This window comes from Paenibacillus uliginis N3/975, assembly GCF_900177425.1.
In the GTDB taxonomy this organism is placed as follows: Bacteria; Bacillota; Bacilli; order Paenibacillales; family Paenibacillaceae; genus Paenibacillus_AQ; species Paenibacillus_AQ uliginis.
In genome coordinates this window covers 186,951-199,369 of sequence record NZ_LT840184.1, presented here as the reverse complement: position 1 = coordinate 199,369, position 12,419 = coordinate 186,951, and the positions used below count along the sequence as shown (strand labels likewise).

The window sequence follows — 12,419 nt, the reverse complement described above, 5'->3', positions numbered from 1 at the left end:
GCTGTTTTGGGTACGTGAGCACTTGAGATGTTTCCGGAGGAAACATTTTAGCTGAATTCAAGATTCGATGCCGAGCCCACTTCCTGATTCACTTCGTGATCAAAAGCGGACTTTTTGAACAACCTCTTAACGACAAAAATCACCCTTGGACAGAAGCGCATATGCGGCTTGAACCTGTCCTAAAGGGTGCTTCGACGTAAGCTATTCCGTTATGAAGTAACTTCATCCTCTTTCGTCGTGCTGCGCCGGCGGGTCCACGGGGTGCCCAATAACGGCAGAGCCCACCGGTCCAGACCGTACCAACCTGCCACTTTCCATGCCAGCACAAGCCAAGTCGCCAGGATGAACAACAGCGGATTTATGCTCACGGAGCCCGCAAAAAGGAAACTTGCATTCATCGTTCCGCCAAAGAAGGCGGCAATGCCTGTCAGGAGACCCACGATAAGTCCCACGCCAATCAATACTTCTCCAAACGCCACCATATACGAAAAGAGCTTGGCGTTAGGTAGCACAACATTTTCCAGGAATGATGCATACCAGCTGGGGACATCCTTACCGCCTTCCGCTTTCGCAAGCGCTCCTTTAACAAAGCCTTGGATTGCGGCTCCCGCTTCGCTTCCTGTCCAAGCGTCAGCGGTCATTTTTTTACTGCCTGCTGAAAGCCATGTATACCCCAAATACAATCGCAAAATCAACCAGATCCACGCCGAGCGGATACTACCGAACAGAAACATCGACACTGGATTTTCAGGTACCACCACATACTGACCTTCTCTTAAATCCTGCCTCCCCAAACACATCATCTCCATTCTTGTTCAAAGAATAACTTGGAATATAAATGCATATATAGTATATATAACCATATTCACAAATTTGACACAACTTTTATTTTCAGAAAACTTCAAATTTGTTGTGTCCATAACAAGAATGGAACAGCTTAAACACTTATTAAAAAATATCCATGCTCAAATATCTCTCTCCGGTATCTGGCGCAATACACACAACCCGTTTCCCAGCGCCCAGCGACTTGGCTACGTTAATCGCAGCGAAGACCGATGCACCGGACGATGGGCCGACCAGAATACCCTCCCTCCGGGCCAAATCACGAACCGTCTGCAGCGCATCATCATCCGCAATCTGAATGATTTCGTCGTAGACGTCTGTATTCAAAATATCCGGCACAAATCCGGGGCTTGTGCCAACCAGCTTATGGGGTCCTGGCTGTCCACCAGACAATACAGGTGATCCTTTCGGCTCTACTACCGCGATATGCAGCTCCGGCAGATGCTTCCGCAGCTCCTCGCCGGTGCCTGTAATCGTCCCGCCCGTTCCCGCTGTAGCAACAAACGCATCCAGCTGGCCTTCCATCTGCTGCAATATTTCCGGCGCTGTTGTCACACGGTGTATGTCCGGATTCGCCCGATTCTCGAACTGCTGTGGGATAAAACTGCCCGGGATTTGCTCCTTCAGTTCCAAGGCTTTGGCGATGGATCCGGGCATTCGTTCACTGCTCGGCGTCAGTACCACTTCCGCACCGTAAGCCTTCAGAATATTAATCCGTTCCTTCGACATGTTGTCCGGCATGATCAGAATGGCCCGGTAGCCTTTGGCTGCTGCAATCATAGCCAGACCGATGCCGGTGTTGCCACTTGTCGGTTCAATGATTGTGCCTCCCGGTGTAAGCACTCCCTGTTTCTCGGCCGTATCGATCAAATTAAAGGCTGCCCGGTCCTTCACACTGCCGGACGGATTGAACATTTCCAGCTTCACATACACATCGGCTGCCCCATCCGGCACGATACGCTGCAGCCGGACCATCGGTGTTCCGCCGATCAAATCTACAATATTATCGTATATTCCCATGGTGGTATTCTCCTTTGTAATAGCAGAATGATTAATAGGATATTCCAAGAGTCAATGATTGCTCAAATCCAGATGCTTCATAATCCGTTCCCGCAGGGCTACAAATTCCGCACCGTTACGGTTGCGCGGCCGCGGCATGTCCGTAGATATCGACTCCACGATCCGGCCCGGACGAGGGCTCATCACATAGATCGTATCCGCCAAATAAATAGCTTCATCGATATCATGTGTGATCAGAAGCACCGTCTTGCCTGTGCCTTCCCATAAAGTAAGCAGCTCATTCTGCATCGAGATCTTGGTAATCGCGTCCAATGCGCCAAACGGCTCGTCAAGTAGCAGTACCTCCGGGTTCGTGACCAAGGCTCGGGCGATAGATGCCCGCTGTCGCATACCGCCGGACAACTGGTGCGGATAGTATTTCTGAAATCCGCCAAGCCCCACCTTCTCCAGTATGGCGTCAACACGGGATTTGCGTTCCTTTTTGGAAATACCTGCAAGCTCCAGACCGAAACCTACGTTAAATTCCACTGTTCGCCAAGGGTACAAGGCATGCTCCTGAAAGATCAGCATCCGGCTGGGGTCCGGCTCAACAATACTCTGCTCACTCGCTGTAACCTTTCCGTCCGACGGGTGTTCCAGACCCGCGATCATGCGGAGCACCGTGCTTTTTCCGCAGCCTGAAGGGCCAACAATGGCAGCAAATTCGCCTTGGCGGATGGTGATATCCACCTGCTCCAACACGTTCAATGACCCGAAGGATTTGGATACGTTATCTACATGGATGGTCTGCATGCTATTCATCTCCTCCCGGTTGGACGTAACGGTAACGCAGCAGCTTTCTTTTTAATCCTTCAAGCAGCACCAGATCGAGCAACGCCGCAATCGTTCCGATGACAATGATGCTCATCAGCACACCTTCCATGTCGGCAACCTCACCGCGCCAGCGGGAGTAGAAACCTAGGCCCGCCATAGCACCACCGACCATTTCTGCTGCGATCAATGAACGCCAGGCATTCCCGAAAGCGACCTGCGCCCCGGTAACAAAAGCCGGGAGCGATTCAGGCGCGAACACCTTTGCCAGCAGTTGACGGCGGCTTGCGCCCATAACCCGTGCAAGCTCCAGATGCGTCCGGTTTACGCCCTCCGTTGCATTCAATACGGAGAGCGCCATGGGGAAGAAGCTGGCGATGATGATGACGGTAATGATGGTTTTATTGCCAAAGCCTAGTAATATAACGAAAAATGGCACCCATGTAATCGGAGGTATTGCCTGAAGAATAGATATCAGGCTCCGTAGATATACCGCGAAACCTTTGGATATGCCGCCAATTAGGCCAAGCAACGCACCGAACACGCACGCAAGCGGATATCCCCACAACAGCCGAATTAGGCTGTCCCCGATGTGGCCTCGGAATTCAGGATCTTGAATGCTGCTGAACAATCGAACAAACACATCAGGCACATCAGGCAGCAGATAGGACGGCAGAAACAACGCCGTAATCTGCCAAATAGCAAGAAGGCTCCCTACTGCAAGCAGATAGGGAAGCACTTTTCGCCAGAAGGAGCCTGATTTCGGTTTAGTCCGCGGAATTTTCGTGTAGGATGGATTCACCAGAAACTCTCCTTTTTATGAATTAGCCGAGAAAACTTGTAACTTTAATCATGAGATGAATCGCTTCGGATAGGGCGTATCTTTTGACAAGTCAAATATCCGACTTCTACTGTTACTCGTTACTTCTTCTGCTGATCCTGCCAGCTTAAATCGATAATATCTGCCACCTTCACTTCTTTTTCCAGAACACCCTGCTCTTTCATCATGTCGGATATTTCCTGCATGCGGGTTATCTGGTCCGACGTGATATCCCAGTTAAACACTTGGGTTTCGATCGCCTGCTTGATGACGTCGACCGATTCGACAGTGCCGCCATGATGGGATTCCATCGTATCCGAGTCCACAAAATGCTTCATGATGAGGCCGGCCGATTTCTTCGGATCCTGCTGAAGCATTTCGATTGCTTCTTTCTGAGCATCTAGCAGCTGATTTACCGCTTCACGATTATTCTCCAAATTCTCATCGGTCGTAATGACGACCATGCAAGGGAACGGCCATACTTTGCCGATCTCATATATTTGCTTCGCGGCTAACGTGTGGGTAGCGATACTGTCGTACGGTTCAAACACGAATGCTGCATCCACCGCGCCGGAAGCGAGCGACTGAATAGCCTGGCCCGGGTCAACGTATACCATCTGCACATCTTTGCTGGTCAGTCCCGCTTCTTTCAGTACGACACCGTTCAGAACGATATCCGCCGTGCTTCCCTGGCCTTGGGAGGCAAGCTTCTTGCCTTTCAAATCTGCCACACTCACGATACTGCTGTCGTCTTTTACGAGCACACTGTGAAATCCGAGCTGTGCTCCACCGACAACTTTTAACCCAGCACCCTTAGAGGCCCATGAAACAGCATTCGTAAACCCGAGCACCCCTGCATCCACCTGCTTGCCGACCATCGCTTTAATAAGGTCCGTACCACTCTTGAACTGCTGCATCTTCACGTTCAATCCATGCTTCTCATACAGCTTCGCCTCATAAGCGAGCATAGCCTGCGCATCGTCCATGACATTCAAGTATCCGACTACAAAATCTTTCTTGGCTTCACCGTTTCCTCCGGCCGATTCACTGCTGTTTCCCTGCTTGGCGTCACTGCCGCAGGCTGTAACCGCCAGCATAGCGATCAACAGCAGCCCTATCATCAGCCCTTTAATACGTCGGGCACTTTTTGCCATGGTAAATCCCCCTTTATATATAAAGCCGATAAACTTACTAGGATTATAAAAAGAATACCTCGGGATGTCAATTGATTTTACCGGAAATTAAAGGAAAAAAACTGTTTCAATCTCACGTTATGGTATTCTGTACATATTCGATTTAAAATGCCGATCCTGTAGCACAAGTGTAGGAGCCGGTACGGAGTATATGTGGAAATCACTGAACCAACTTGACGGTTCTTTATATTGAAGGAGGCCCCTCTGTCATGACTACAACTTCATGCCTGCCTATTGAGACAGGTCCCATTCTGCTGCTGGACCGCAGCCAGGACCTAACCGAACCAGACGTGCTCTACTCCTTCGCGCTGGACGAGCTGTTGTGCCGACAGACTGGCCGTGGCGGCCCCGCAATCTGTCATCTATGGCGTCATCCACGTGCATTCGTTATGGGCGTGAGAGACAGCCGACTGCCCAAGGCAGCCGAGTCCGAGCAGAAGCTCCGCGATCTTGGTTACGACACAGCGATCCGCCACTCAGGTGGTGCTGCCGTGCCTCTGGATCCAGGCGTTGTAAATTTGTCTCTTATTCTGCCACTCGGGGAGAACCGTCACCACAATCAGGACTTTCATCAAGATTTCGAAATAATGGTGCATTTGATCCGCGAAGCATTACGGGATACCGGGTATACGGTGGATACTGGAGAGATTGCCGGAGCGTTCTGTCCAGGCGCATATGACTTAAGCATTGGTGGACGCAAATTTTGCGGCATTGCCCAGCGCAGACAGAACAAGTCCTTCATTATCCAGGCGTTCATTATCGCCGAAGGCTCCGGTGCAGAACGGGCGGGTCTTGTCCGTTCCTTCTATGACGGGGCCGCCGCTGACGCCGATCCAGCCCACTATCCGCTGGTTCAGCCGGAGTCGACCGCGAGCCTTCAGGAGTTGGCGGAATTAGGACCTCATGCAGCCGCGATGTTTACTGAATCGGTCAAGAAGGTCATCCGTCAATGGCAGGCAGCCATGGACCCAGCAGATATCGCATCCGCCGCCTCCAAGCTGGATCTTCCTACCCCGGATGATGTCCGCGAGATGGCCCGCTCCCTACGACAGCGTTATATCCGGAAATAAAGCACAAGAAACCGCCCCTTTCGGAGCGGTTTCTTCGGTTTATACATATGGCTTAGAAGCATGCGATTTAATTTCTACCAAGCATTATAATGTCATCGACTGGGAGGAGAAATATAGCAATAAATGATAATGGAGCTTGTTGTTTTACGTACGATTTCAGATTGCTCACCCCAAGTCTGTACAAGAGCGGTTAAACGCTCATCATATGTATACTGCTTAAAGCATTGTAGCCAACAGGGACGGGGTTGGCAATGATAGTATACTATTTCCCTATTGCCCAACATGTTGGGTAGGCACATTGAATCAGATATACCATAACTGATTCGGGCACTCCTTTTAGGGATTCAGGCTCAAATCGCCCGTTCACACTTGATTTTTCTTTGTTTTTCTTGTTTTTTACCTGATTCAGGAAAAAGCCCCCTTTATATGCATTGATTTATGAAAACGTTTACCTTACAATTTTATTAGCAGCTATCCCTTTAGAGATGCGGCCTAGGAGGTTTCTTCATGAAATGGAATCATTTCAAGTCCAAGCTATTGCTTAAATATACGTTTTCCTATATCGCTATTTTCCTTATTCCGCTCATTATTCTGACTCTCTTTATCTATCAGAGCGCCGTACAAACTCTCCGCTCTGAAATCGAGCAGACAAACGTCAATCAGATGACACAGGCCAAGACCGTTATCGATGAACGCATGAAGGAACTGCAGGATATGGCATCACGCATCTCTTACGATGAGCAGCTTACGTCGTATTGGGTTCACCACCCTTACTACAGCCGGGAAGCAATTGGAGCTCTGGCCAAATACAAGGCGACAAGTTCCATCATTAATGAGCTTTTTCTGTTCTTCCGTGGTGACGAGAAAATTTATTCCGCTCAGGGCCTGGAGAACCTAGATGTCTTCAACGGGCGCTACACATTTCATAACTGGAACAAAACAGACCTGATCCATGATTTGAATACGGTGCGTTTTCCAATGATGCGTCCAGCAGAAAAAGTCGATCAAGGAGTTCGGGGACAGCAATCCATGCTAGCCTACCTTGTACCGATCACGCCAAACAATCCAACTCCACACGGAACGGTCATGTTTCTGATTAACGAATCAAATCTGACCGATTTAATCGAATCTATTCTTAGTGACTACCATGGTATGACTTATATTTTTGACAATAACGGGCAAGTGCTTGCCGCCAATCACCAGGGTGAAACGATTACCGCGACGGACGTCAACGCCTTGTTCAGGCTCGAACCAGGAACGCACAGTCTCTCCTTGAACAATGAGCCGCATTCGGTCGTATCCGTCAAGTCAGACGCTGGCTGGACTTATGTGACAGCCATGCCGAGCAGCCAGTTTTTTAGCCGCATTGTTCATATCCAGACCATTATTGTTCTTGTTTTTTCCCTTGTGGTCGTGATGGGTACCATTCTTGCCATCATTTTGGCGCGGAAGCAGTACCATCCTATTTCCGACTTGATGGAGTTTGTGCGGCTAAAAACCGTCACCGATACGCCCACATCCAGCAACGAGCTGGAATGGATCAAAAAAACACTGCATGACTACAGCCAGCGCGTTGATCTTCAGGAGCCCTACGCCCGCAATCATATCCTGCAGCTATTGCTGAAGCATGGCCATACGGAGGAATTCACTACCGAATTCAAAGAAACTCTTGGCATCCGCTTCAACCGCTCCCATTATTTTGTCGTCTGCATGGGCTGGGAAGCTCACGCTTTTCCTATAGAGGACAATCCAGACCGGAGATCTATCATGCAACTGATGAACGAAGTGGAGCTGCCGGAGCTTTCCGCACACATGTATGGTGTCGAGCTTCCTCAGCCCAACCGGCTGGCCCTCATTGTCGGATTTGACACCGAAACCGGACATGATGCCCGTCTGCAAGCCCTGATGGAATCCATTGTCGAAGCTCTGCGTAAGATGGTAACAGAACAAACAGGTCTATCTCCTGCCATTGGAGCAGGTACACGCTACAGCCATTCAGAACAGCTGAATCAATCCTACATCGAAGCATCGACCGCTTTTGAAGCATCCATGCTCAATGGTGAGGGCAGTACTACTTTCTTCAACAAACTCTCTGGCACCCAGGATTGTTCCTTCTGGGTACCGAAGGACGTGCTGCTGAAGCTCGTTCAGAGCCTGAAACAGGGCAGCTATGATGTGGCCGTCCAGATGGTGTCCACCGCGCTCAACAACCTGAAAGCGGAAAAGCCTGCGGTGCCGCTTCTGCGCTGCATTTGCTTCGATATTCTTAACACGATGCTGAAAACCGCTTCGGAGCTCGGCATTCACCATGTCGTCAATGAGATTCCGCGAGTCACCAACTTTGATTCTTTGGAGGATTTGGAGAAGAAGCTTGGAGGCCTTGCTGCAGACATTTGCGCCCAGGTCGAGGCCAAGAGCGAGACAGAAGAAAGCAGCTTGATTGAACAGATTACATCCTTTATCGACGAAAATTTCACAGATTACGACCTAAGTTTGGGAACCATCTCATCCAAGTACTCCATCTCCTCTTCTTATTTCAGCCGCTCTTTCAAAGAGAAGATGGGCATTAACTTCTCCCAATATATATGGCAAAAACGGATGGATGAAGTGATCCGGCAGCTCCTGCATACAGCCGATCCTTTAAAAGACATCATTACACGCGTCGGTTACCTGGACACACCAAACTTCATCCGCAAATTCAAAAAAGAAATGGGCTGCACCCCTGGCCAGTACCGTAAAATGCATAGCCAAAACGGAGCCTCCGTTCCCCCTGATGATGAGGATGAGGAGTACACCGGATAATAGACAAAAACCAATTCCCCGAGGCATTGCCTTGGGTGAATTGGTTTTTTTGTGCTTCCGATGTGAGCTTTTCTTCGAAAAGCTTTTGTAACGCTCCCGATGCTAGCTTTTCTTCGAAAAGTTTTGTAACGCTCCCGATGCTAGCTTTTCTTCGAAAAGCTTTTACCACAATAAACAATCAAAAGTTTAGCTTTGAAGTCCTTGATACAATGCACCGAGCAGACGGTGCGTCTTGTCACAGCTGTACTCCCAGAACATGATACCTGCCAGCCCCTTGGCCTTCACATATTCACACTTGCACTGAATAGATTCCTCGTCATCATAGGATATGAAGCTGGATCCGTTAAACAGATACGGTGCGCAAGCTTCTTCATCCCAATAACGGATATAACCGTTCTTATTGATGTAGTCAGCAGCAAGCTCAGTATAAGCGGGTCCGTACCCGCCGGTGCTGCCAGCCATTTGATGAAGACCTTGATTGCGGTCCGGAACCGAATTCCAGACACGGGAATAGAATGCGGTACCGATCACGATCTTTTCCTTTGGCACTCCTGCCCGGAGAAACAGGTTCACGGAAGCGTCTGTACTAATTCGGAACAGATCGCCGGGCGGCGTGTATAGATTCGTATGATGTCCTGACAGAATTTGAAAACCGCCCCGCATATCATAGGTCATTAGCTGGACGAAATCCAGATACTGCTGTACCTGATCCATCTCCGTGCCGTCTACGTAATACTGATCTGCGCCTGCCGCAATCGTAAGCAAATAATGACGTCCATCTTGTGAGCCTTTCACATCTAGAGCTTCCCGGATTGTCTTGAGAAGCAAAGTGAAGTTTTGCTTGTCATCAGGACTCGACTCAATGTCAGCTTCGCCGTAGCAGGGATATTCCCAATCCAGATCGATTCCGTCAAAAGAAATCTCGCTTAGCACCCGCACTGCCGAAGCCGCCATGCTATTTCTTCCTTCCTCGGTGGAAGCCGCCTCAGAAAATCCGCCAGCGCTCCACCCTCCTACCGACAGCAGCACCGTAAGTTCGGGATGCTCCAGCTTTATTTTCCGGACCACCTCGGTATGCTTCAAATGCTCTGTGCTGATCTCATGGTTCCGAACATGACCAAAGGCCACATTCAAATGCGTTAATTTCAATAAATCTTCCCGCGTCATCTCTGGAAGCACGGCATCGACGACATAGCCGGCCGCAATATATTGCTCTGACATTCCTCTTCACTCCGATCCTTTAAGCTTTCTGAAGTAATCCAGTCAAAATGTGTAAGGCTTCCTTCCCGGTGCCAATCTTATACCCGGATGATGTATATCGGATTTGATCCTCACTATCGAGCACGAAGAGATGTGGGAATCCGGCTTCATGAGCAGGGGATTCCGATATGAAATCCGGTAAAGAAGCATAGGTTGAATCCCGTACAAAAATCGTACGTGACGGTAGCTCTCTAACATTCTCAGGGCTAAATGAAGCCGTCCATTCCGAATCACCGACCACAAGAACGACCGGAATCCCCAACGCATCGACTGGTTCGGCCAGTTCTCGCAGCTCACGGAGCAGATGCTTGGTCGGCTCCCGCTCAGGCTCAAGCCATGCAACAATGGCGCCTTCTGCTCCAATAAGATCTCCCAGTGTTCTCGAACTTCCGTCCAGTTGTGTAAAGGCGCTGCTGCGGTCTAAAATACCGAGCACAGGGATGTCCTCCATCATCTCACGGTAGGTCAGAGTAACGTCCGTTTGCTCACTAGCACGTACGGTGAAATAAGTGAAGCGTACTCTAACCGTACCGTCCTTAAGGCGTATACCCGACGTTAAACGGTAAGCGCCCGGCTCTACCTCGAACGCCTCATCATAAACGTCGGTTTTGCCATAAGGATAGACCAGCGTTTTGTACACTCCATTCTCAAGGCGGGCAAATGTGAAGTTTTCATAATAAGAAGCTGCCGGAGCGCCCTGCGCTGCCTCTGGATCACGGAGCAACCGTAGCATTCCCCAGGCTATGTTCTCCTTCTGGCCGGAGGCAATTAAAGTGAATACTGCATCTTCCCAGCTACCGTTCTTTAAATACTGTGGTTTTTGTTCGCTCGGGTGCAGACGTGCCGGAATTCCCAAACTGCGACATGCAGCCACAAACATAATAGTCAGTGATACCGGATCGCCCATCTTTAGATTGTATGTACCCAGCGGATTCCCTTTTCCCTTCAGGTTGGGGAGGTCCTCCCAAATCTCAAATCCCCGTTCCAGTCTTCGGGCAAGCTCCGCGGGATCTGATCTGAACGCTATGGACTCGTCTCCACTAAACGCTTCCTGGAAAATCTGTCTGTAAGGTACAATCATTTCATATGAGACCCGTGGACAAAGAACATATTCGGTAAACGTATCCTCATCAAGATCTCCGCGCTGCGGCAGACCGTAGATCAGATGGTCATCCAGCACAGGCCTGAACGTATCGATCAAATCTTTATCGTTCAAACTCTCCAACATCAGCAGCGGCCACTCGCCATACTCACCGGAACGTTCCTGAAGGAAGGCTGCGATTTCCCGACTGTTCCCGCGTGCCTTCTGCAGAACATCCCATACCCGCTCCGGCGGAAGTCCTGCTGTATGGGCAAGCCGGGACGCCTCCTCCTCGCTCAGGAATGTTCTCTCGTAATCAGTCCGGATCTTCGTTCCTTCTTCGAGACGGCTATTATGCCGCTGGGTCTTCTCACCTGAAAGCGTCTCTACGGCTTCTCCTTCTCGCTCTGGAGGAGGAACCAAGTCGAAGTCCAACGTTCCATCGGGCTGATCCAAAGCATCAAGTACAAGCTCAAGGCGGTCTTCTGCCACTGTTGCTTTCATTTCACTCCACTTACCGTCTTTCACGGCACGAATCACCAGTTCGCCGAAACCCGTTTTAAAGCAGGCTTCTCCCTGATCATTCGTCGGCAGTGTAGCGATCGGATACAGCTCCGCCATATTGTACAGTTCGAAATGGACTTCGGCCCCATTCACCGGAGCACCCTGTGCATCCTTCACGGTAACGTGGATGGTGCGTGTAGGCGCATAATTCTGTAGCAGGTTAATTTCTGTAAACCACTCGTCAGAGACCGTAATATCCTCGGGTCCCGGGTAATCCGCATAAATACGTGTATTGATCAGCATCGCCCGGCGGGCAGGCGGACTGAACCATCCCTGGTTAAGACGGGCTTCCGGTTCGCAAGCGCCTATATAGTACCACTGGCCGTCAGCCCAAGCTTCCACCCATGCATGGTTATCATCACAATGAGCCCAGCGCGGTGTGTATACCTGGCGCGCAGGGATACCAATGCTGCGTAGCGCGGCCACGGCCAGCGTGGATTCCTCTCCACAGCGGCCACGAGCATTTCGGATCATGGTGAGCGGCGATATCGTCCGCTGATCGCTTCCGATGTACGTTGCCTTCTCATGGCACCAGTAGTTTGTCTCCAAAATAGCGTCCGCCATGGACAAGTCCCTTGTTCTCTCGGACAATTCGTTATACAGTATGCCGCGGGAATCCTCGATATTTTCCGTATTTACCCGATACGGCAGCACAAAATGCAAGAAGAGTTGATCCGGCACACGTTCACCCCAAGGCATCCGCTTGCGGATTTCCAGCGTCTGACGAACATGACTTAAGAACAATGACCCATCATAGTCAGCCATATCATTTACCGGCATGTATGCGTATAAGTACTTTAAGGCCCAGATCTCTTCTTCGGTCAGATCCTCCTGAAAAATATCAAATAACTCATGTTGGCGTGCTCTGGCAATGAGCTGCTTCTTACGGAATTTCCGGTCTATTTGCTCCATCGTATGGTGATCCATTGAAAATATGGATGTCTGTATTGTCACTT

Annotated in this window: 9 protein-coding genes; 2 read left to right on the top strand and 7 right to left on the bottom strand. The window is 50.0% G+C overall.

Annotation, left to right across the window (positions count from 1 at the left end; all coding sequences use genetic code 11):
- Positions 1–209: 209 nt before the first annotated feature.
- From B9N86_RS00915 to B9N86_RS00895, 5 genes are all read right to left on the bottom strand, one after another.
- Positions 210–734 carry a DoxX family protein gene (locus B9N86_RS00915; protein ID WP_244563109.1) on the bottom strand — a complete coding sequence of 175 codons (525 nt, stop codon included), beginning with the start codon at positions 732–734 and terminating at the stop codon, positions 210–212.
- 214 nt (positions 735–948) lie between these two features.
- Positions 949–1,863 (bottom strand): cysteine synthase A, encoded by a 915-nt coding sequence (cysK, locus tag B9N86_RS00910; RefSeq protein WP_208917340.1) that lies wholly within the window; start codon positions 1,861–1,863, stop codon positions 949–951.
- Between the two features lie 51 nt (positions 1,864–1,914).
- The gene (locus B9N86_RS00905) at positions 1,915–2,655 is read right to left on the bottom strand and encodes an ABC transporter ATP-binding protein (protein WP_208917338.1); all 741 of its coding nucleotides are present in this window, start codon (positions 2,653–2,655) and stop codon (positions 1,915–1,917) included.
- A gap of 1 nt (position 2,656) precedes the next feature.
- A complete protein-coding gene (locus B9N86_RS00900) occupies positions 2,657–3,475 on the bottom strand; it encodes an ABC transporter permease (protein WP_244562916.1) in 819 nt (272 codons plus the stop codon).
- Positions 3,476–3,594: 119 nt separating this feature from the next.
- Positions 3,595–4,647 (bottom strand): ABC transporter substrate-binding protein, encoded by a 1,053-nt coding sequence (locus tag B9N86_RS00895; protein ID WP_208917336.1) that lies wholly within the window; start codon positions 4,645–4,647, stop codon positions 3,595–3,597.
- 248 nt (positions 4,648–4,895) lie between these two features.
- On the opposite strand from B9N86_RS00895, the gene B9N86_RS00890 reads away from it, so the two are divergent.
- Both B9N86_RS00890 and B9N86_RS00885 read left to right on the top strand, forming a co-directional pair.
- Entirely contained in the window at positions 4,896–5,756 is an 861-nt protein-coding gene (locus B9N86_RS00890) for a lipoate--protein ligase family protein (protein WP_208917334.1), read from the top strand.
- A gap of 507 nt (positions 5,757–6,263) precedes the next feature.
- The gene (locus B9N86_RS00885; protein ID WP_208917332.1) at positions 6,264–8,558 is read left to right on the top strand and encodes a helix-turn-helix domain-containing protein; all 2,295 of its coding nucleotides are present in this window, start codon (positions 6,264–6,266) and stop codon (positions 8,556–8,558) included.
- A 186-nt stretch (positions 8,559–8,744) separates the two neighbouring features.
- Here the strand turns inward: B9N86_RS00885 and B9N86_RS00880 are convergent, their stop codons facing one another.
- Together B9N86_RS00880 and B9N86_RS00875 are read right to left on the bottom strand one after the other, a co-directional pair.
- Positions 8,745–9,779, bottom strand: coding sequence for a glycoside hydrolase family 18 protein (locus tag B9N86_RS00880; RefSeq protein ID WP_208917330.1), 1,035 nt, complete (start codon positions 9,777–9,779; stop codon positions 8,745–8,747).
- 19 nt (positions 9,780–9,798) lie between these two features.
- A complete protein-coding gene (locus B9N86_RS00875; RefSeq protein ID WP_208917328.1) occupies positions 9,799–12,417 on the bottom strand; it encodes a transglutaminase domain-containing protein in 2,619 nt (872 codons plus the stop codon).
- Positions 12,418–12,419: the final 2 nt, after the last annotated feature.